Here is a 22,113-nt window from a genome sequence, read left to right as displayed (position 1 = left end):
TGCTGACATCATAGCTAGTTATTGGTTGATCGTTGGTCACAACCGGCAAACAAGTAGGAACCAATGTATCGACTTTTGACATCTGCCCTACCCCGCTCTATTTTGTTCGATACACAACCAAGCCTGTATGGACAGTTCCCAACCACAAGTTGCCAAAACGATCCATGGCCATGGCCTGGATGTTAGATCCACCTTCGGGAAGGGTGAAACACGTACCCTGCGTTTCACCATACCGTGCTAAAGAATTGCCACCCACCCAGATCTTATTTTGGTCCAGGAGGATTGTCTTTAAACCTGTCGAGCAGGAAGGCTCATTTACTTCCATCAAAGTGCCACCAGTTAGCTCTACGACTGTTTTGACGGACGTACCGCTTAACACGGCATACACGACGTTAGTGCTGCTTACTGCAAGGCTATACGGAAAGGTAGAGGCGTAACCTAACACGTCCAGCTGAAAAAATGTCCAATCATCATTCTGAAATTTCCTGATCCTACCCCTGAATGCAAAGTGGTTAAAAGTGCCCAGCCAGAGTGCGCCATCCTTGTCGACGGTCATAGAAAGTATAAGTTCATCTTCGGTTTCATCAAAGTGTTTCCATGCATTATGCTTATCGATACTGATCAGCTCTTTTTCTGTACCTACCCATAACTTATGATTTTTGCTATCATAGGTAAGGCACATAATGCCGTTATCCGTCATTAACGAATTGCTTGTCGTATAGGTCTGCCAGCTTGTTCCGTCATATCGCGAAAGGCCTTTATCTGTGCCTATCCAAACTGTGCCATCTTCCCCTACAGCCAGGGCGCGAATAAAAGAAGACGGCAACGGCGAAGTTGCTGTTGTAAAAATGGTCCAGGTAGAATCTGCGATCCGTGCTAACCCCTTATCGGTGCCGATCCATTTGACATTGGTGTTGTCGATTGTTATAGCCGTTACCTGGTCACCCGGCAGTTGAGCATTGGTTTTATTGTAGACGGTCCATGGCCCGCTATTGCCGCCCGGTGTTTCCCCCGGGTTCCGCTCTTTTTTACAAGCGGCACCTATCATAAGTACGAGCATCAGCAAGTATAATTGCGGCTTCACAGTATAAGGCGACTTTAAGCGTTGTTTAATGATGGGTCCTATTGTTTGTTCTGGATCCACACGACTATGTTTGGTTGTTTGCTTTGAGGTTGTAAGTAGGTGCAACATCACCGGTAATATCGTAGGCGATGAAGAAAACCCTTGCCAACGCAGTAATTGGTCTAAGCCAATGCCGTTCAACAATGCCGGGTCAAAGATGGGTCTAAATCAGATCAGGAAAAACCACATACTTGTGCGGTTTTATCAATGTAGGAGATGTAAGACGTGATATTTTATCTGCTTCCGGGAATTGTCTTGCCCTATCCTCGGTTGATACCTGGTCGTGATTAAACCCTTATGAAACGTCGACAGATCATCCGGAAAAGAAAAAATATTAGCACATGAGAAAAGAAAAAGGTACGATGTAGATTCATAGGTGAACTGCAGCCTGGCGAAAAGAAACGGGATCTCTTTTTGACTTGTAGCACATGTCTTCGTCGGGTAAGGAGCTGGCGATGCCTGAAATCAACAGTAAAACAGCCACCAGGTTGATCCGAAGAATTCATACCGTCTTCAATTATGATGAAGCCGAAGCAGTGGAGTTGCAATAGGTCGAAAAGGGAATTCTAGAATGTTTACCCCATTTCGGGTTGGGAAGAAATTATTGGAGCAATGCCTTACAAACTAGCCATTAGCGCCGCGAGAGACCAAGCTTTTATCAACCTGGAGCTAACTGGGTCACAATGCCTTCAAGGGAGCTATTTAACTCAGAAGAAGCATACTATGCAACCCTCTATCACGAACTGGGGCAAAGTACAGGATGCGCTCCAGACACAATTACCCGGAAGTCATGCAAACTGGCTTTGGAGGTGAACTATTCTAAAGAGGAACTTACGGCCGAACTTACCGCGTCGTTTCTTTGCGCAATTGCCAGGATCAGGCAGCTAACGTGCAAAAATCTGCAGCCTACATTCAGGGATGGCTGAAGGCATTGCAAAAACGATTAAACGATGGTGTTTAAAGCTGCATTTCAGCCACAGAAAGCAGGTGATTACATTTTTGCCCAATCGAAGACAAAAACCCCGAAGAGGTTTGAGCTTAGTAATTAGTTCATCAACCTTTTGGTGAAAAGCTTCAAATTGATAACCCTTCAAACGAATAGGTTGAAGAAAAAAATCTGCGGCGTGTAACTATGCAGAAAGTCACCCTAGGAAAACAGCACCTGGGAATATACCTTACGAAACATTTAACTCACCACTTTTTTGAGAAACGGTGAATGTTTTGAGCACCTCCCCTAAGTAAAAAGCCCACAAACATTGAGTTTGCGGGCTTTTGATTCAGTTTGATATGCTATCTGGCGGAGAGAGAGGGATTCGAACCCCCGGACCTGTAACAGTCAACGGTTTTCAAGACCGCCGCATTAGACCGCTCTGCCATCTCTCCGGCGCAAAAATACGTTTTGAGTTATATCCACAAAATAAACTTTGGTCTTTTTTGAAAATCGCTCATGAAGGCACATGATTTCACGAACAGGCACAAACCTCCATGGCCTTGTACACCATAGAGTAAAGCAGTGCTAGCCTGGACCAGCCTTCCGGCAGGATCGACGTACACGCACCGGGTAAAAAGAATTATCAGGGAATGCGCTCCAGCGAATCGCGGTTAAGCGGCTTTAAGATAAAATTTTCTACAACCTCGTAAGAACGGGCCTTTTTATAATCTTCAGGATCAACCGTGGACGACAAGATGAAGATCCTCGGTAGCTTGCCTTTTGCTTCAAGCCTTACCAATCCCTCCAGGAAACCCCAACCATCCATCACCGGCATATTGACATCGAGGAAAACAATGTCTGGCATCTGTGTACCATTCAACATTAATGACTCAAGGTGCTGCAAAGCAAGCTCACCATTTTCACAGGACTTAACCTCGGCGGCAAAATCATTCATACGAATGATCCGTTCACACACCAACATTGTTATTGGATCATCTTCTACCAGCAATACGCTTTTGTACCTTGCCATAACTTCCGGTTAAGTGTTTTAAAAGAATAATGGATACTACTATCGGCAAACGTTCGTCATGCAGTCTTTTCTTCAACCACCACCAGGTCGGCAAGATCAACACTCATAGGGATCAGACCCACCTGCACAATCGCCCGCTTTCCCCTGATCTCCTTTACTTCGCCAACCTGGAAATTCTTCTTTAGCTTAACAGAGGCGCCCACCTGGATATCGGCATTCACCTCTTTATACTTTCCTTCCACTTTCTTCGCCAACTTATTGTTTACCCCATGTTCTTTTTTCCTGAACAGGAGACTTTGCATTTGCTTGACCAGCTCGTTTTTATCCTCTGTCTTCTTCCAGTCCAATACAATCTGGCGGAGCTTACGGTCCATATCTTTCAGGTAGGCAATCTGGTCTTCCTTAACCTGGTTTTGCTCCTTTAGTAGTTCTACCTGCTGACGATGGCGCTCTTTGTCCATTACAACAGTCATCTCCTTTTTGAGGCGTTCATTTTCCTTAACCAACCTGGCCAGCTCTACCTCCTTCTTTTCAAGTTCACGAAGGTCCTGCTCGGTGCGGTTGAGCAGTTTGTCGAGCCGGAAGTGGTCCTCATCAACAAGCTGCCGGGCCTTTTTAATCAGGTTTGGGTTTAGCCCTATACGCTCTGCTATGGAGAAGGTATAGGAACTTCCGGGTTTACCAATTACCAGCTTGTACATAGGCATGAGTTTCTCTTCATCGAACGCCATTGCACCATTCATGATACCTGGCACCTTATTGGCCATCACCTTCAGGTTAAGGTAGTGGGTTGTAACAATACCAAAAGAGTGCTTAAAAGCAAGCTCTTCCATAATCACTTCGGCAAACGCACCGCCAAGGTTGGGGTCACTTCCACTTCCAAGTTCATCGATAAAGAAGAGCGTTTTACCACTTGCCACTTCCATAAAGTGCTTCATATTCCTGAGGTGGCTGCTGTAGGTGCTCAGTTCAAATTCAAGGCTCTGGGTATCCCCGATATGGATCATCAACTGTTTGAAAACACCCATGGTTGAGGTTGGATGCACGGATACCAGCAAACCCGACTGCATCATAATCTGTAACAGCCCAACCGTTTTAAGCGTGACCGTTTTACCACCGGCATTTGGCCCGCTGATCACCAAGATGCGATTCTTGTCATCTAAGTTAATCGATACCGGAATCGTATTTTTACTGGAATTCTTATTGTACAAATACAATAGTGGATGATAGGCGTCAACCAGCGAAACATGTGCCTTATCGATGATGGTGGGATATTGACCGTTTATATCGAGGGCAAACCTGGCTTTCGCCTGGATGAAGTCGTATTCGCCTACGATGTCCTGGTAGTTGCCAAGGAGGTGAGCGTAGACGGAAAGGTCGGCAGTAAGCTTTCTTAGGATGCGCTGAACTTCTTTTCGCTCCTCGTTTTCGAGGCTGAAAATTTCATTATTCAGGCCAACTGTTTCCTCGGGTTCGATAAACGCGGTTTTACGCGAATCGCTTTCGCCATGTAAGATACCACCCACCTGGCGCTTATGCTCCGAAAACACCGCTACTACCCTTCTGCCATTACTAAAGCTCTCTTCAATATCGGCGGTAAAACCTGATTTAGCAAGCCGGGCAATTACTTTGTCGAACATGCGACGCAGTTCGTTGCGCCGCTTGTAAAGACTCATCCTGATCCGTTGCAAATCTTCCGATGCATTATCCTTTACATTACCTGTTTCGTCCAGCACCTCATCAATCATTTCCAGAACAGCCTTCTCAAAATAACTTTCTGAGATCACCTTAGCCATAGCAGGGTATGCCAACCTGCGTTCATTATCGAACCACCTGAAAATGGATTGAATACTTAATGCAAGTTTCCTGATTTGCACAAACTGTTCGCCCGACAATACAGCGCCCGGTATCGACAACAGTTTGATGTCTTTTTGCAGGTTTAATACATAGTCGTTAGGAAAGTGCATTGCATGCAGCAACAGTTGCTTAAACTCATTACTTTGCTGCAACTCAGTTTCAATAAAAGCAAGCCTGGTATGAATACGGAGGTTAAGCGCCTTGTGTTTCGCATACTCACTTTTGCAATGCTCATGAAGCAACGCTTTTACCTTATCAAACTCTAACTGAACGGCTGCAGATTCTGGAAATAATTTCATTTGACCTCCATTCCGCATAGCGGAATACGATTAATTTTTTGTGGTGCAAAAATAACGTCTCCATGCGGTATATAAAGGCTGTTCCATATATAATGTCGGGCAAAACTTCCCGCGTGAAAGCAGGCTGATACCTGGTAACCAGTACAATAAATAAAACCCGTATGTCAGTTGGCCCATTTTAACACCACTTTTGGCACAACAGCAATCGACTAGTCTTCGCTAACACGGTCCACAAGCGACAACAATCGCAATATTACGTTAGAAATATCAATGGAAAAAGTGTTTTGAACAACATGGTTCAAATAGGATCACAATGGGCTTTACGTTGATCACCGGGGTTTTACCTGTAGTTCCTCCCACGGTGTTGAGCCATCGTTTTCACGGGTGAAGATCCATTCGTGCGACTCCTGGATGATGATTTCGGCAGTAGTATAAACAAGGTTATCGTCGAGAAGGTGCCCGCCTATTGTTTTTCCTGTACTGTCGGCAACGGAGATGTGGATATGTGAGCCATTAACCGACAGCGTACCGCCAAGACTAACCACTTCAAAGTGGCCGGTAGCCCTCGTGCCATCAGGTTGGTTTGCAAAACGAATGTTGTATTGCGTCAGGCTTCCAGCGCAGGTAACGATCCAACCTGCACGTATATCCTGCGACTGCACGAAAGCAGCAATAGACTTTTTAATATCCTGCCCGGGCTTCAGGCGCAGGGCAAACGATTTAGTTGGGTTCACCTTATTATTAGTTTTTGTTGAACACGCGCTGACAAGCAAAAAAACGAGCAATCGAAATAAATAGCGCATATTTAAAAAATGGTTTAACTACCGGATGTACCCATTAATGAAGCATCTGTGACAGCATACCGATGTTTCCTTTATCTTTTTCTTAACGCGATCCGGTTAACTTTATGAATTTTATATTGGTAACTAAACCGAATTTCGGCCCTTACGCTAAAAGTTGCTTTTATGAATGTAATTTATACAGCCTTATTCGCTTTTAATCTCATTCTTCTTTCCTGCAACAATATAACCGATGTGGCAGCGGCAAATCAATCGAAATCTTCCGTGACTGAAACTAAAACAGATACGGCTACGCTTGGGGCGGGTTGCTTCTGGTGCGTTGAAGCAGTATTTCAACAACTCGATGGTGTGTTAAAAGTGTCCAGTGGTTACACCGGCGGCCATGTTCCCAATCCAACCTACGAACAGGTTTGTACCAAAACAACAGGACATGTTGAGGTTTGCCAGGTTGTATTTGACCCGGCGAAAATCACCTATGATGAGTTGCTCGAAGTTTTTTGGAAAACACACGACCCGACAACCCCAGACCAGCAAGGAAATGACCTCGGTCCACAATATCGCAGTGCCATCTTTTACCACAATAACGAGCAACGCCACAAGGCAGAGGGCTATAAAGCATCATTGGAGCAGTCTGGCGCTTTTAGTGCTAAAATCGTTACCACTGTTGAACCGCTTAAAACGTTTTACATCGCCGAAAACTATCACCAGGACTATTATAACAGCAACCCCAATCAAATGTATTGCAGGTATGTAATACAACCCAAGATGGAAAAGTTTGAAAAGGTTTTCAAAGACAAATTGAAGAAATCTAAGACAGAATAAAGTACGCTTTTTCGTGCGTGGTCAATCGCCGGGTATTGCTATATGTCGAAGGGCTGCAGGATGCAAAGGGTTTAGCCGCGACCCCCAAGGGCGCGGCCGGAGCGAAGCGCAGCCCGGCGCAGCCTGAACCATCGTCCAAAAAAGGACGTCTGCCGAATGCCCCTAAAAGCGATAATGTAATATTGAAAGTTCTTGCATACGCAGGAACTTTTTTTTATGTTTATAGCTTTACCGGCTTGCCAGAAAATACACCAAAACCAACTCATGAAAACTGTACTTTCCGGCATGCTTATCGTGCTGAGCATGGGCGTAGCTGCCCAAAAATGCGGGGTTTCGATCAACCTTCAACACGCATATGCTTCGGGCGACTTTGGTAATGTAAACCCCGGGCCAATCCCGGGGGCACGTTTAAATTTTACTTTTAAGCCTATATGGCAATTGCCGCTGTATACAGGCTTTGAGGTAGCCTACCAGCGCAGCCTCAACAACAGCACTGCATTTAACGGCGCCACTTTCGGAACAACTGATTTATACCGGCTGAAATCGAGGAACCGGGTGTGGTCGGCTTTAGCAAACTTCCGGATCAGTGTTCCCAATGAATCAGCGCTTCTGCGCCCGTTTCTTGAAGCACTTGTTGGCGGGAATAACTTTAGAACCATATGCGCGGTAAGCCAGGAAACGACGAACGGGTTTGCCAAGATCAATAATACGAGCAATGGCCGATTGGGATGGGCGTTTACTTATGGCGGCAGCGCCGGTCTTAATATCCGGTTGCAGCACGCTGGCAAAAGTTACCTCCAGTTCAAAACCTCTTACCTGCCCGGCTTCAAAAGCCGCTTCCTATCCGACCCATGGATCAATAACGACAATACCGCTAGCTTTGCCGTAAATAAGTTAACTACCGACCTGCTAATTCCCCAGGCAGGCATATACTTTAATCTTAATTGACCTTTGACTGTACCTGCCCGACAGCAGGCCGCTTTACATCATCGGGCCAGATGTTTATTAGCTTTGGGATACCCCGTATTGCCCTATGCACCACCGTGACTACAGCCAAACCGAGTGACCGGGCCCTAATAAGAAGCTGTTAGCATTCAATTGAGCCGTTAAAAGGTTCGCGGGTTTAGCCGTTTAGCTTGCGAACCACTTTGTTTGGCGACTAAGCTTTATTTTTAGCCGATGAAACGCAAGGGCAATCTATTACTTCTTGGCTGCTTACTTACAGTTCTGGTACAAGCGCAATTGGGTCCGGATAAAAAAACATTTACCAGCGACGATACCCTACGTGGTAGTTTAAATGTAAACCGAAACTGGTGGAACGTAACCAGCTATAACCTGAAAGTTACCCCAGACATTGCTGCAAAATCGATCGCTGGCGCCAACACCATACGGTTTGCGATTGACCAATCATCAACAAACAGGATTATGCAAATTGACCTGCAACAGCCCATGCAGGTTGATAGTATACAAACCCGCCAGGTTGCAAAAGCTCCGGCAAGCGGTCTGACTACGATCCATTTTAGTTTTAAACAACAAAACAACATCTACCTGGTCGACCTGCGCGACCTGGCGACAGACTCTATAACGATATTTTATCATGGTGTGCCCAAAGCCGCTAAACGTGCGCCATGGGATGGTGGTCTTGTATGGTCGACCGACGGCTTTGGGTATCCCTTTGTAGCAACGGCCTGCCAGGGTCTCGGTGCGAGTGTTTGGTGGCCCTGTAAAGATCACCAGGCCGATGAACCTGATTTGGGCATGCAGATCAGCATAACGGCTCCCGATACGCTGACGGCTGTTAGCAACGGAAGGCTTGTAAACGTAAGCCGCGCTGCAGGCAATACAAAAACATGGGTTTGGGCGGTCAAAAACCCGATTAACACGTATGGGGTTACCATGAACATCGGCAACTATGTTAACTGGACGGACACGCTAATGGGTGAAGGTGGGAAACTCGACCTTAGCTATTGGGCTCTCCAGGCGAATCTCGAAAAAGCAAAAGCACAGTTCAGCCAGGCAAAAGCAATGTTGCATTGTTTCGAGTACTGGTTTGGTAAATACCCCTTTTACGAAGACAGCTATAAATTGGTGGAAACACCCTTCCTGGGCATGGAGCACCAAAGTGCAGTGGCTTATGGAAATGGCTATCGCAACGGTTACCTTGGTCGCGACCTCAGCGGAAGCGGCTGGGGCCTGAAATGGGATTTTATTATCATTCACGAGAGCGGGCACGAATGGTTCGGCAACAACATTACCACAAAGGATATCGCCGACATGTGGGTACACGAGGGTTTCACCAACTACAGCGAAACGCTGTATACCGAATGGATGTTTGGCAAGGAAGCCGCAACGGATTATGTTCTTGGGATCAGGAAAAACATTCAAAACGATAAAAACATTATTGGCATTTACGGTGTGAATGAAGAAGGAAGCGGCGATATGTATTACAAGGCTGCAAACATGATCAATATTATCCGGCGGGTAACGAATAACGATACCATATTTCGCCAACTGTTACGCAACCTCAACAGCTCATTTTTTCATAAAACGGTTTTGACTAACGAAGTTGAACAATTGATCAGCAGGCAAACCGGTATTAATTTCGAAAAAACCTTTGACCAATATTTACGTACTACCCAGGTGCCTCGCCTTGAATATTACCCCGGGCAAAAGAATACGATATTCTACCGTTGGGCCAACTGCGTTCCTGGTTTTAATCTACCCCTGGTACTCGGCTCCGGTAGTGACGTCACCCGGATCTTTCCTGTTGAGAAATGGAAAAGCATAAAACTAAAGCCTGGCCAAAGCGACGATTTTTTACCGGCAGCTATAGAGCGCCTGTACTACATCGATGTGCAACAAGTAAAGGGCAAACCCTAATTTACACGCTTATCCCAATCAATGGCCAACATTCGTAAACAGGCGATCGTATCCAGCATACTTTCTTACACGGGTTTTTTAATTGGGGCAATCAACATTTACCTCTACACGCGGCAGGGTGTATTTACGGAATACGAATTCGGACTCACCAGGGTATTCTTCGACTTTGCACAAAACCTTTTTGCTTTTGGCAGCCTTGGCGCAATATCGGTGATGTATAAATTTTACCCGTATTACAAAGACAACCTTGCCGACCGAAACAACGACTTATTAACCCTGGTGCTGACGACTGCGGTGATTGGTTTTACCATTGTTTGCATAGGCGGTTATGTTTTTCAGCCGCTGGTGATCAGAAAATTTATCGAAAACTCTCCGCTGTTTCTCGACTATTACTTTTGGGTTTTCCCGTTTGGTATGGGGATGTTGTTCTTTTTTGTAGTTGAAGCTTTTATGTGGGCACTACATCGAACGGTGCTTTCCAACTTTTTAAAAGAAACGGGTATCCGTTTGCTTACCACCTTATTAATTGTGCTGCGTTACCTCGACGTGATTAGCTTTCCAACGTTTATAAAACTGTTCTCCTTTTTATATGTGGCGATCTTCCTTGCCCTGCTTTGTTATCTTATCTATATCAACAAGTTTCACATCACTTTTACCATAAGCAGGGTTACCCGTAAATACTGGCGATTGATGGTCTCTATGCAGGCCCTGGTATTTAGTGGTAACGTGATTAGGACCATTGGCCAGACGATTGATGGACTTCTAATTGCCAGCCTGATCAACCTTCCTGCAGCAGGCATTTACACCCTAGCGCAATACGTGTCTACCCTTGTACAGGTGCCACAGCGCAGCCTTGAGGCCATCAGCACGGGTGTGTTGGCCCAGGCCTGGAAAGACAAAAATTATGTTGAAATAAACCGGATATATCAGCGCACTTCCATAAACCTGCTCCTGATGGCATTTTTCATCTATGGTAATATTGTGTTGAACGTTTCAGAGGGGCTGACCGTACTAGGTATTAAGGAGACCTACCAGGCTGGCATACAGGTGATGATTATTCTTGGAGTTGCCCGCCTGATTGATGCGGGCACCGGTGTAAACAACATCATCATCGGCACTTCAAACAACTGGCGCTTTGATTTTATCAGCGGGGTTGTGCTGTTGTTGTTTGTCATTCCAACCAACTATCTTCTCGTAAAAAACATCGGAATTGAAGGTTCAGCGTATGCCAATGTAATTTCTTTCACCATTTACAACCTCATTCGGTTCGAGTTCCTGCGGCGCAAGTTCAATATGCAGCCGTTCAGCCGTAAAACCGGGTACAGCATCTTACTGGCGTTCGTATCCTTTATCACCAGCTACTTTCTTTTCAGGTCTTTTGACGGATGGACCGGCATCTTTCTCCGGAGCATTGTTTTTTCCGGTATGCTGTTGTCGGGGGTTTTTGTATTCGAACTTACCCCTGATGCTATGCAACTTTATTACAAGTTCAAAGAGAGGAATCACAAAAGTTGATCGCTCTAATTTAACATACATAGGGGTCTCAAAACTCATTGCTATGCTTTACTAAACCTCCCTGGCACCCTACTGTACCAACCATAACGTTTAACCCCTCCTCCGACTGAACCTGCATAAGATTCACTTATAATTAATCTGTCTAAACCCACATACTCCATAAGAATTAACTTACTTTCCAGTTCCACATTTATTAAAACTCTTCACTTATAGTTCATAACTCACACTTCATTCAACATACAACACTTACAATTCAACATAACTCCAACCGCTTCACGCATAATTCATAACTCACCTTTCCATAAAAACAATGTCGTTTGGCTATACAATCTTTTTTTGGACCAAGCTGCAGGTTTTTAATTGTAAATCGTTGCGTCGCACACTTGTACTGTATACCATTACGGGGCAAATTAAGCAAGCAAGGGGCCTAACCAGACGACTTTGACTCATAACTCTTAACTCATAATTTTTAACTCATCCCATATATAATTCAACATACAACATTCAACATAACTCAAAACGCTTAACTCATAATTCTTAACTCATCCAACCTTCAACCTAACTCATAACGCTTAACTCATAATTCTTAACTCAGTTAACATAACCGCCTCCTTACAACAGCGCGCGCACCGACACCCTTCCAATGTGGATGGTATTGATTGCAGCCGGTTTACGCCCTTCGTAGTTCAGGTTAAGTTCGAGGTTGTTGCCCAGTCTTTTTGTCAGCTCAAGGTTCCACAAAAAGTTTTTGCCCGGCTGTAATCCTTCGAGCATTATATAGCTGATGGTATTGTTTACAGCGCCCGTATAACTGATGTTGCTAAATGTAAACCGACCACCGAGGCTGGTGTTGTTAACCGAGTTATACTTGGTCTCCAGGTTCAGGGCATTTGCTTTGGATAACTCACCGCCATACTCCGGGAGGTTCTTTTTACGGGCAAACTGGTAGCCCGATTGCAATCGGAACTTTGTGCCCTGCACAAACGTGAGCCGCGGCTCAGCAGTAAATTGGTTGAGTTCGTAGTTTCGATTGGCAAAGCGTGGAGTAAACAGCGAGTTATTACCCACCCGTTGAACCACTTCCATGGTATACTGCCGGGCAACATTCCAACGTGCTTTAAATATCCACTCGCTCAGCTTCCTGCTTTCAAACCCATAAGTGAGCAGTGCTTTATTAAAGTTGTTAGCGTTGCTGACATCCAAACCCCATTTTTGACCAAACCGGTTAAACGACAGGGTATTGGCAAACACACTGTTCAGGGTTATGAGGGAGGTATCGGTAATACCACCTTTAAATGGATCGAATAAAATTTTGCCGCCGGCCAGTTCTTTTTTGGCGGTCTGCAAGGTCGATTGCAGGTTGAACCTGCCTACAAATTCTTTGAACCGTTTGTTTCTAATGTTGCCGGCCAGTGCGCGTGGATTTAGCGTAATGCTGTAATTCACCTGTGTATAATTTGCCTTTACAAATGTGTTGGTAGGAGTATAAATCCGAATGAACTTTGCCTGGTCGGGGAACAAGGCAATTTCAAATTCGTTTAGTTGTTGTATACCATCTGCATTGTAATCGATCCAGGCAAACTCACCCCTACCCGCCGGCACTTCAAAGTATGCAAAGTCGCGCCGCTGTTCCTGGCCGGCGCCCAGTTCGTACAACACATTTCCTACCACGAAACCTTTCCACTCATTAATCGAATACTCTACCCTTCCAAGCATTGAATTATCCGGCTTTAACGATGTAAGCCCGGGTGCGAATACCTCGAGCAACCGGTAGCTCAGGTTTAACCGCAACTGGTGATTGGGATTTGAACGCAGATCTGCTCCGAGGTTGAAATTGTGGCTACGATCCGTTTGCACGAGGTTTTTACGCGAGGGCAGTTTGTCGCTCCGGGTAAAGTAAGTAAAGCTCCAACGATTGTCTTTTGACTCGTCCGACTTTAGGTATGCCGATATCGTTTGAAACGCAAAGCTTAAAGGGGTGAGCGTATCCCGCAAGTTAGCACGAACTATATTTGACTCTAAAGCATAACCTCCTCCAACTGCGTAATTGCCCAACTTTTTGAACACCTTACTTACTTCTACTGTTGGCCGGGTAAATCGTCCACGTGTTGTTGCAGTTTCAAAAGCAGTCAGGCTTACAACATTCCTGAAGTCCCACCCCCCGATCTTCTGGTTTTGTTGTAGCAAATGCCTTACCCCGCTATATTGGTCACTTCTGAAGTAACCGCTCAGCTGGTAGGTAAGTGCGTTCGCTGCCTGATCTTTTAATCCGAGTGTAAGAACCGGCAGGTGTTCTGTGGCCGCCTGTGGAAGAAAGTCGAGTCCCCAATCGCGATAGAACTCTACGGCGCGCAGGCGCTCGATTGGCCTGAAGTTTTTTTGCACCCATTCATAAGCTGCAGCGGCTGAAAAGTTAAGTGACTTACCGCGCCGGATCGAAAGCTGCGCGTTATGATTAAGCAACAGCTTTCCCCCAAGGCCTTTGTTATCGGTTTTATGTTTCTCAGAAAACAGGTTTACATCATAGTTGCTCAAGGCCATTTCGGCCTGCAACTGTGTTTTTGAGTTGATGTCGTACACCGATGAGAAAGTGTATAACTGCTGCTTTTTTGGCGTGACAAGGTAGGTTGCGGGCTCGAAGTTTCCGGCAGGAACCCCGTTCACCGGCTGCACCCACCGGTAAACTTTACCGTTTGCCCCGTTAAAAATGGGAATGTAATTGCCCCTTGACTGACCTACCTCCAGAAAGCCCAGGCTGTACTTTGCACTGTCTTTGTTCGTGGAATACACGTAGATTGAACTGCTAACCCCGGCATAAGAGGTATCCACCTTTGCATACAAGATTTTATCGGTTTGAAATGTATCGACCGTTGCCGTCGGATAAAAAGCACTTTGCACACTGTCGCCTACCTGGTTCAAAAAACGCTTTTGGTTTGGATCCAGGATTTGGTTAATTGGTGAACTCTTTGCATCCGAATTACTGTAAACGCCCAGATTTATCTTTAGCTTTTTGTTGACTATGGTCTCATTGTTCAGGTACAATAAGGAATTGAGGTAATTGCGGTCGGAGTATTCAAATTCCACTTGTATCCGGCTATCTTTTGTAATGAAGCGACGGGGGGTAAATGTGATCTCAGCCGTATTGTAATTGATTACGTAATCCTGGTCTTCGCCGCGCTGCAATAGTTCGCCATTGATGAAGACCCGTTCGGTGTTTGCCAAAACGATAAAGAAAAATTCATTGTTGGCACCCCTTAGTCGGTACGGGCCCTGGTTTCCTTCATCGCCCTGGAAAACGTTCCGGGTAAATTTACCTTTGGCGATTGCACCAGAAACAAATGTCTTATTAGTGGTGTTACGGCTAACAGCCGACTCGTTCTCATATGAGACTCCTTGCACCCGCTTATAGAAATTCAGGAAGTACGACCTGTTCTGCCGTATATCGATATCACCAAGGTTTACTTCCCAGCCATGCTTCTTAAACTGCAACCATACACGGTCAAATTCATTTAATTGCTGGGTTGTACCATCCGGTTGTATAGGAATATTGTTGTCGGTAATGGCTGCGGCAACCCTGATGCTATCGCCGATAAGACCACTCAATTGCAGGTTGAACTGGGAATTCACAACAACGTCCTGGGTATTTCCAAAACTTAGCGCCCGGCCGAAACTTCCGTTGTAGTTCATGGTTCCGAAATTGAAAAGCGGGTTCATCGCCGCTTTCTTGCCGCGGCTGAAAATTTCGGGTTGACGAATAAAATTATTCATCACGCTATCATAGGTAAAGCGCCGGGCGACTTCATTGAAGCGGTAAGGGAACACGCGATAGGTGATGTGAACACTATCCAGCACGGGTTGCTGTTTCCAGGTAAGCACCGAGTTTACCAGGTCGATTGTGTAAGAGCCGGTATCCACACCGCTTATAAGAAATGTATTTGGAACAATGCTAAGGCTGTCGATCCGTAAAGTGGGAACAACGGCGACCTTTTTGCGCTTTACATTTGACGATGATGCAATTTGGCCGCTAGCTGAGGTGTACACGACTATCCCAATCAGCACAAGTATATAGTGGATCCATTTCAAAAGGGGGTGTATGTGTACGATGACGATATAAATGTAGCTGCTTTACAGGTTAACATCAGACAAAATACATCCCGGTTTGGCTGCCTGGGTTCAATTGGGGTTCTGAAAGCACTTAACCTCTTTACGAACTCGCTGGAGCAGAACCACCTCTGGCTTATACAAGCCGCGGGATTGATGCCCGTCTGCTTGCTCCAGGCAAGACCAGGACAGCACTCATCAATCAATGTAGTTTAGTTAAGCAATGTTTTTTTGTACCCGGCTTTAGTAATACTATATAGCATTGTTGTCCGCCCGGCTGCGCCAGTCGGACGGGCGTCGCACTCTTGTACGCCATGTCATTGCGCCGCAAATGAATTGGACAATCGGCTTAACTAAACAACATTAAATCAATAATTCCTGAGCCATAATGGCAATCGTGTCACCTCTATGGATACTTTCCCGGTTGAAAACCCTTTGCATAAAAAAAGCCATCCGGATCCGAATGGCTTTATTAGAATCGTCAGGTATTAGTTATACATCTGTTCGCGCATTGTTTTTACACGATCATCGTCCAGGTATTCATCAAATGTCATCAGGCGATCGATTATGCCTTTTGGCGTAAGTTCGATTACCCTGTTTGCCACAGTTTGCATGAATGTATGGTCATGACTGGTGAGCAGAACAATCCCTTTAAAGTTTGTTGCACTTTCGTTGAAGCTTTGGATGCTCTCAAGGTCAAGGTGATTTGTCGGCTGGTCGAGGATGATCACGTTCGGGTTCTGAAGCATCATCCGGCTGATCATACAACGCACCTTTTCTCCCCCGCTGAGCACTTTTGTTTTCTTGCCGATGTCATCGCCGCTAAAAAGCATTTTTCCAAGAAAACCTCTCAGGAACGGCTCATCAGCGTCGGTTACATAAGGCGGAACCCATTGCCTTAGCCAATCCATCAGGGAAAGATCGGTTTGGAAGAACTGGTTGTTTTCTACCGGCAGGTAAGCCGTAGTGACCGTGGTCCCCCACTCTATTTTGCCTGACTCTACACTTTCATTGTTGGTCAGCATTTCAAAAAATGCGGTTACGGCAAGTGCGTCTTTGCTATAGAAGGCGATTTTATCGCCTTTGTTGATGCTGAACGATACCTTGTCGAACAGCTTTCTGCCATCAACAGACTTACTGAGGTTTTCAACATTCAGTATCTGGTTGCCGACATCCCTCAACGGTGTAAAGATCACACCGGGATACTTCCTGTTACTTGGCTCAATTTGCTCGATCGTAAGTTTTTCAAGGGCTTTTTTCCTTGAAGTAGCCTGCTTGCTCTTAGAGGCATTGGCGCTAAACCGGGCGATAAAGTCGAGTAAGTCCTTTCGTTTATCTTCGTTCTTCTTGTTTTTATCATTTATCTGGCGGGCCATCAACTGGCTGCTCTCGTACCAGAAGGTATAGTTACCACTGAATATTTTGATTTTAGCACGGTCAACATCGGCAACGTGGGTACAAACCGTATCTAAAAAGTGACGGTCGTGGCTTACCACAAGAACGATGTTCTGATAGTCGGCAAGAAAGTTTTCCAACCAGCTGATCGTTTCAATGTCAAGGCCGTTCGTAGGCTCATCCAGTAACAGGATGTCGGGGTTTCCAAACAATGCCTGCGCAAGTAAAACCCTCACCTTAAAATTAGCGGGAATGTCTTTCATCAGGCTCTGGTGAAATTCTTCGTTTACACCCAGGCTGCTGAGAAGGGTTCCTGCCTCACTTTCCGCTTCATAACCGCCCATCTCGCCAAACTCGCCTTCAAGCTCACCCGCTCTCATACCATCTTCTTCTGTAAAGTCGGTTTTGGCATAGATGGTTTCTCTTTCATGCAACACTTCCCACAACCGCTTGTGGCCCATCATCACGGTATTTAGAACCGTGTGCTCGTCGAATTCAAACTGGTTTTGCCTTAACACCGCAAGGCGTTCGCCAGGGGAAATCTCAACCGAACCTTTGGTAGGTTCGATTTCGCCGCTCAGGATTCTCAAAAATGTACTTTTACCAGCTCCGTTTGCGCCAATTACACCGTAACAGTTGCCTTTTACAAAGTTGAGGTTGACCTCATCGAAAAGCACCCGCTTACCAAACGAAAGCGTTATATTTTTTGCACTGATCATTTAATAGTGTTTCTTAATTCCGATTATTAATACAACATCCAGGTGTTGCTTACCAAAGTTTACAGGGGAAAGCCGGGGGCATTGAATTACTGCCGTACAAGTGAGTGACACAACGATGGTGAATAGCATTCCCTCAGTTCGTCCCCAAAAAAACTTTAGAAAACAACAACGATAAAACCATAAGAACGGCCCATAACTGGTGGCCGCCTTTGTTTCGAGGCGCAAAAGTAGTAAAAAGCGCGCTCAGGATTTCAGAATTAAATTCTAAAAGGAAAAGGGGGTTTACCGGCAATCATCCTTTGTTAGCGATTTAAGACATCATTGAACGCTCAAGCAATATGCGGAGACGTGCAGCGACTACCCATGACCGATTTTTGCATCTGCAAGGAAATCCCCTATTTTTATCTACTCACAAAATTGATCCAGCCCTTATGTACCGCCCTTTCAAGAAAACAACACAAAAATTCAAGGTTGCCAGTTGGATAGTACCGGCGCTTGCAAGTAGTGTAATTATTATCGCCTGCAACAATCAAGGCAGCTCTAAGCAAGCCGCCTCTGACAGCACCACTTCTACGACCGATGCCAACTTCAAGGTTGAGGCTGAGTCGTTTGCTGATCTTCAAATGCTCAGGTACCAGGTTCCGGGATTTGCAGAACTCAGTGCTCAGCAAAAAGAACTGGCTTACTACCTGTACGAAGCTGCGATGTGTGGCCGCGACATCCTGTACGATCAAAAAAGCAAATACGGACTATTGTTGCGCAAAACGATTGAAGCTGTTTACGGAAGTTATAAGGGTGATAAAAACAGCCCGGACTGGAAAAAATTTGAAGAATACTGCGGCCGCTTTTGGTTTAGCAATGGTAACCATCACCACTACGGCAACGAAAAGTTTGTTCCCGGTTGTGCACCAGCTTATTTTGCTGCCATCATTAAAGAAAGCGACAGCACCCTATTACCTAAGGACAGCGGGGAAAGTGTTAAAGCATTCACCGCAAGGATACAACCCCTCGTTTATGACTTTAAAGTAGAGCCAAAGCTTGTTGACCTGCGGGCAGGGATTGATAACATTGCTGCCTCCTCCGTTAATTTTTACGAGGGCGTAACCCAAAAGGAAGTTGAAGCTTACTACGCGAAGTTCGACACTAAAGGCAACGCACCACTTTGGGGGCTGAACAGTAAAACGATGAAGGAAAATGGGCAGGTTGTTGAAAAAGTATGGAAAGTAGGCGGGATGTATTCTCCGGCGATTGAAAAGATTGTGAGCTGGCTTCAAAAGGCGGTAAACGTTGCTGAAAATGCCGAACAGAAAAAAGCGCTACACCTGCTGGTTGAATATTACCAGACCGGCGATCTGAAAAAGTTTGATGAATATAGCATTGCCTGGGTTAACGATGTAAACTCAAGGCTCGACGTGGTAAATGGTTTTATTGAAGTATACCTTGACCCCATTGGTAAAAAAGGCAGCTACGAAAGCGTAGTATCGATCAAAGATCTTGAGGCAACAAAGCGCATAAAGGCGATTGCAGACCAGGCGCAGTGGTTTGAGGACAACTCTCCGCTTATGCCTGACCACAAGAAAAAAAATGTAAAAGGCATCACCGCAAAAGCAATCACCGTGCTGGCGGAAAGCGGCGATGCGGCCCCAAGCACACCCATAGGCATAAACCTGCCCAACAATGAATGGATCAGGAGAGACCATGGCTCGAAGTCGGTTTCGCTTAGCAACATCATCCACGCGTACAATGTTGCTGCTGCAAAGGGTGGAACATTGGACGAGTTTGGACTTAATGACACGGTTAAACAACGTTTGAAGCAGTACGGCAATCTGGCCTCAGACCTGCATACCGATATGCACGAATGTATAGGGCATGCGTCCGGCCAGATTAACCCCGGAGTAGAAACAACCGACAAGACACTGAAGAATTATGCGTCTACCCTTGAAGAGGCGCGAGCCGACCTGGTGGGGCTATACTACATTACCGACCAGAAACTTATTGACCTGAATGTATCCCCCTCACCCGAGGTAGGAAAAGCTGGATACGATAGTTATATAATGAATGGATTGATGACCCAGCTTACCCGTATTCAACCGGGCCAGGAACTCGAAGAGGCACATATGAGAAATCGCCAGACGGTTGCCCGGTGGGCCTTTGAACAAGGCAAGAAGGACAATGTAGTTGCTTTTGAAAAAAACAATGGTAAGACATATGTCCGGATTAACGACTACGGTAAACTTCGCCAACTGTTCGGTCAACTGTTGAAAGAAATACAACGAATAAAATCAGAAGGCGACTTTGCTGCGGGCAAAAACCTGGTGGAAACGTATGGTGTAAAGGTGGATCCGGTGCTACACAAAGAAGTACTGGAGCGTTATTCAAAACTCAATGTCAAGCCATACCGCGGCTTTATTCAACCAAGAATGCTGGCGGATGTTAACGGTGATAAAATTACCAACATCAGGATGGAATACCCCGAAAGCTTTTTTGCGCAGATGATGGAATTTGGCAAGAAGTATGCGTTCCTTCCGGTAAAGAATTAACCTCCAGGTATTATTGCGAGGCTGTCCGCAAGGGCAGCCTTTTTTTGTGAACTCAATCCAAACTTATGATCCCGTGTTAGCCTCTTCACCCTTCTTTAGTTCCTCCTCCTTGATTTTTGCTTCCAGCTTGTCGTTTTTAAGCACAATTCTTATCCGCCCGAAAATGCTCATGTAAATATTGGCAATCCAAACCAGCGAAAAGCCTGCAAGCAGGTAGCCCCGCCAGCCGGAGAAAAGCAGCTGGTATCGGGTGATCACCAAAATAAAGATGGTAACATAATGGCTGAAACAGTATTCGCAGGTGAACAGGTAAAAGAATTTTCGCTGTAACAGTGTTTTGCATTGCTGGCTTTTTTGCTGGCAATACTCCCGCGGCTCCCTAAAAACCTCTTCATGCGTAACCGTCCACGCGATACAAGCAATAGGAATAGATAATAAGAACAACCAGGTGACCTGGATACTAAGCGGAAGGTTTAGGTAATCCCCCATGAATAAGTTGTTTAGGCACTGGTGCAATTGCGATGCCACGGCTTTCCGAAACTTATGCCCGGCTACTATTTCGCATTTGTATCGCTCCGGCGACCCGGGTGAAGAAAACCTTCCTCTTTCAGCACCTGCCGGATCCGGTGCCTTGTTGTATATAGGCGACCCAACATACCACCTGCTCCAACACTTAAGCTGAACGCAGTTAATGTATAACCATGCAACCAATAACTGAAAATCCACCCTCGTAAAATGGAAAACAACAGGTAAGCAATAAGAATATAAATTCCGAGCCTGTCCATCCTGGTTACTGCCTTACTGGTTTCAGCATTCCAACTGATGGTATGCATTCGTAAGCTCACCAAAACCCCTAATATCATCCCGGCAAAGAATCCTGCTGCTGCCAACAACCCGCTGATGTAATCTTGTGAAACTTCGTAGATCACTATGGCTAGTATCAGCAAAAATAAGATGGCAAGCCGCCTTAAACGAAAAAGCAGCTTCCGATGCACAAATTGTCGAACTTCTTTTCGTGACGATAATGGCATGCTAAAGTTTCCTCTCAGGAAGTAAATGATATGTTGGAGCTAAGAAACCGCTTTAAGAACTGCTACGTAATGACATATACTTGCAAAAAGCACGAAAGTATGCCAGATGGCATGGTGATATTTCCATTTCTGCCACACATAGAAAACAACACCTAAAGAATATAAGAAAACCCCGGAGAGTATCAGCACTATTACAGCAGTTGGCATAGCTGCAAAAAACGACTTGCTGACCACAATGAACAGCCATCCCATTATCAGGTAGAAAATGACTGATAATATGAAATATCGTTTAGCAAGAAACAGCTCGAATAATACGCCAAATATCACCAGCACCCAGATACACGATAATAGTATAACACCGGTTTGATCATACATATAATGCAATACAAACGGGGTGTAAGTACCGGCAATAAAGAAGTAGATGCTGATCCGGTCCATCAATTTGAAGAAACGCTTGATTCTTCTTCGTTGTAAACCATGATACAGTGTGGAGAAAGTGAATGTCATCAGGAAACAAAAGCCATAGATGATAACGCTTAAGAGGCTAAGAGAAAACGTATTTTCAGCTGCATTTCTAAGTAAAATCGGGATAGCAATCATACCGAACAAAATTCCTACCGCATGAATACTTGTATTCACAACTTCCTGCTCCCTTGAAAAATCGGCCTCAAGCATCGCCGCTTCCTGAATATGCTGTTCCATTGTATATGTTATTTGCCGTTGTTTCGCAGGCGGTTAGTTCAGGGCCAAAAAAGAACTTGCGAAGAGACTATGCTGCTGGAAGTATAAATTCCATACCATTGACCTCAGTACCCTGTTAAGGCGTTCAACTTATTCGATTAAAGCCCTGTATGCACAACGAATAGCTACGCGCTTCCTGCCTTGTTTAAATTTACTGAAAACCCGTCTGATTTCCGCAACAAGTCTCCGGCAAAATTATCTTGAAGCACCTTTAGGAACCTTAATAAAAATGCACTTAGAAATAGGCTCTATGATCACTGTTGCCTTTCAAAGCAGAAAGTATTGCCTCAAATCGTAAACATATTTCCGCCTTTCATGTTTAACTTTAC

15 protein-coding genes, 1 tRNA gene and 1 pseudogene are annotated in these 22,113 nt (G+C 45.3%); 7 read left to right on the top strand and 10 right to left on the bottom strand.

The annotated features are described in order from the left end of the window. Window positions 1-97 precede the first annotated feature (97 nt). Window positions 98-1,144 carry a two-component regulator propeller domain-containing protein gene (locus tag EXU57_RS08760; protein WP_165958081.1) on the bottom strand — a complete coding sequence of 349 codons (1,047 nt, stop codon included), beginning with the start codon at window positions 1,142-1,144 and terminating at the stop codon, window positions 98-100. A gap of 407 nt (window positions 1,145-1,551) precedes the next feature. Between EXU57_RS08760 and EXU57_RS25755 the strand changes: the two genes are divergently transcribed. Continuing rightward, window positions 1,552-1,674 carry a hypothetical protein gene (locus EXU57_RS25755; RefSeq protein WP_262708548.1) on the top strand — a complete coding sequence of 41 codons (123 nt, stop codon included), beginning with the start codon at window positions 1,552-1,554 and terminating at the stop codon, window positions 1,672-1,674. A gap of 108 nt (window positions 1,675-1,782) precedes the next feature. Continuing rightward, window positions 1,783-2,049: pseudogene (locus EXU57_RS08755) on the top strand (zincin-like metallopeptidase domain-containing protein); the annotation flags it as partial. Between the two features lie 369 nt (window positions 2,050-2,418). Here the strand turns inward: EXU57_RS08755 and EXU57_RS08750 are convergent. From EXU57_RS08750 to EXU57_RS08735, 4 genes are all read right to left on the bottom strand, one after another. Continuing rightward, window positions 2,419-2,506: transfer RNA gene (locus EXU57_RS08750), tRNA-Ser, on the bottom strand. Between the two features lie 191 nt (window positions 2,507-2,697). Beyond that, the gene (locus tag EXU57_RS08745; RefSeq protein WP_133267814.1) at window positions 2,698-3,084 is read right to left on the bottom strand and encodes a response regulator; all 387 of its coding nucleotides are present in this window, start codon (window positions 3,082-3,084) and stop codon (window positions 2,698-2,700) included. Between the two features lie 56 nt (window positions 3,085-3,140). Further along, window positions 3,141-5,240, bottom strand: a complete 2,100-nt coding sequence (locus EXU57_RS08740; protein ID WP_133267813.1) for an endonuclease MutS2 — start codon at window positions 5,238-5,240, stop codon at window positions 3,141-3,143. A 329-nt stretch (window positions 5,241-5,569) separates the two neighbouring features. Continuing rightward, on the bottom strand, window positions 5,570-5,974 hold the full coding sequence (locus EXU57_RS08735) for a PPC domain-containing DNA-binding protein (protein ID WP_207955435.1): 405 nt from the start codon (window positions 5,972-5,974) through the stop codon (window positions 5,570-5,572). A 231-nt stretch (window positions 5,975-6,205) separates the two neighbouring features. Between EXU57_RS08735 and msrA the strand changes: the two genes are divergently transcribed. The 4 genes from msrA to EXU57_RS08715 all read left to right on the top strand — a co-directional run bounded on the left by msrA (window position 6,206) and on the right by EXU57_RS08715 (window position 11,257). Next, entirely contained in the window at window positions 6,206-6,862 is a 657-nt protein-coding gene (msrA, locus tag EXU57_RS08730; RefSeq protein WP_133267811.1) for a peptide-methionine (S)-S-oxide reductase MsrA, read from the top strand. Window positions 6,863-7,126: 264 nt separating this feature from the next. Further along, window positions 7,127-7,810, top strand: coding sequence for a hypothetical protein (locus EXU57_RS08725; RefSeq protein ID WP_133267810.1), 684 nt, complete (start codon window positions 7,127-7,129; stop codon window positions 7,808-7,810). A gap of 231 nt (window positions 7,811-8,041) precedes the next feature. After that, window positions 8,042-9,742: a M1 family metallopeptidase gene (locus tag EXU57_RS08720; RefSeq protein ID WP_133267809.1), complete on the top strand. Its 1,701-nt coding sequence runs from the start codon at window positions 8,042-8,044 to the stop codon at window positions 9,740-9,742. Between the two features lie 21 nt (window positions 9,743-9,763). Next, a complete protein-coding gene (locus EXU57_RS08715) occupies window positions 9,764-11,257 on the top strand; it encodes a polysaccharide biosynthesis C-terminal domain-containing protein (protein ID WP_133267808.1) in 1,494 nt (497 codons plus the stop codon). A gap of 612 nt (window positions 11,258-11,869) precedes the next feature. Here EXU57_RS08715 and EXU57_RS08710 read toward each other — a convergent pair. Continuing rightward, on the bottom strand, window positions 11,870-15,340 hold the full coding sequence (locus EXU57_RS08710; RefSeq protein ID WP_243745553.1) for a hypothetical protein: 3,471 nt from the start codon (window positions 15,338-15,340) through the stop codon (window positions 11,870-11,872). Between the two features lie 506 nt (window positions 15,341-15,846). Beyond that, the gene (locus tag EXU57_RS08705; RefSeq protein ID WP_133267807.1) at window positions 15,847-17,472 is read right to left on the bottom strand and encodes an ABC-F family ATP-binding cassette domain-containing protein; all 1,626 of its coding nucleotides are present in this window, start codon (window positions 17,470-17,472) and stop codon (window positions 15,847-15,849) included. A 431-nt stretch (window positions 17,473-17,903) separates the two neighbouring features. Between EXU57_RS08705 and EXU57_RS08700 the strand changes: the two genes are divergently transcribed. Continuing rightward, on the top strand, window positions 17,904-20,012 hold the full coding sequence (locus EXU57_RS08700; protein WP_133267806.1) for a dipeptidyl-peptidase 3 family protein: 2,109 nt from the start codon (window positions 17,904-17,906) through the stop codon (window positions 20,010-20,012). Between the two features lie 63 nt (window positions 20,013-20,075). Here EXU57_RS08700 and EXU57_RS08695 read toward each other — a convergent pair whose 3' ends face one another. The 3 genes from EXU57_RS08695 to trhA all read right to left on the bottom strand — a co-directional run bounded on the left by EXU57_RS08695 (window position 20,076) and on the right by trhA (window position 21,745). Continuing rightward, window positions 20,076-20,501, bottom strand: a complete 426-nt coding sequence (locus EXU57_RS08695) for a hypothetical protein (protein WP_133267805.1) — start codon at window positions 20,499-20,501, stop codon at window positions 20,076-20,078. 65 nt (window positions 20,502-20,566) lie between these two features. Then, the gene (locus EXU57_RS08690) at window positions 20,567-21,043 is read right to left on the bottom strand and encodes a hemolysin III family protein (protein ID WP_133267804.1); all 477 of its coding nucleotides are present in this window, start codon (window positions 21,041-21,043) and stop codon (window positions 20,567-20,569) included. Between the two features lie 39 nt (window positions 21,044-21,082). Continuing rightward, complete coding sequence (gene trhA / locus EXU57_RS08685) at window positions 21,083-21,745, bottom strand: PAQR family membrane homeostasis protein TrhA (protein WP_133267803.1); 663 nt, start codon at window positions 21,743-21,745, stop codon at window positions 21,083-21,085. Between the last annotated feature and the right edge of the window lie 368 nt (window positions 21,746-22,113).

Origin of the sequence: Segetibacter sp. 3557_3, assembly GCF_004354985.1 — a bacterium.
Lineage (GTDB): Bacteria > Bacteroidota > Bacteroidia > Chitinophagales > Chitinophagaceae > Segetibacter.
Note: the sequence above shows the minus strand (reverse complement) of the source record. Positions and strands in the feature narration are given on the sequence as shown.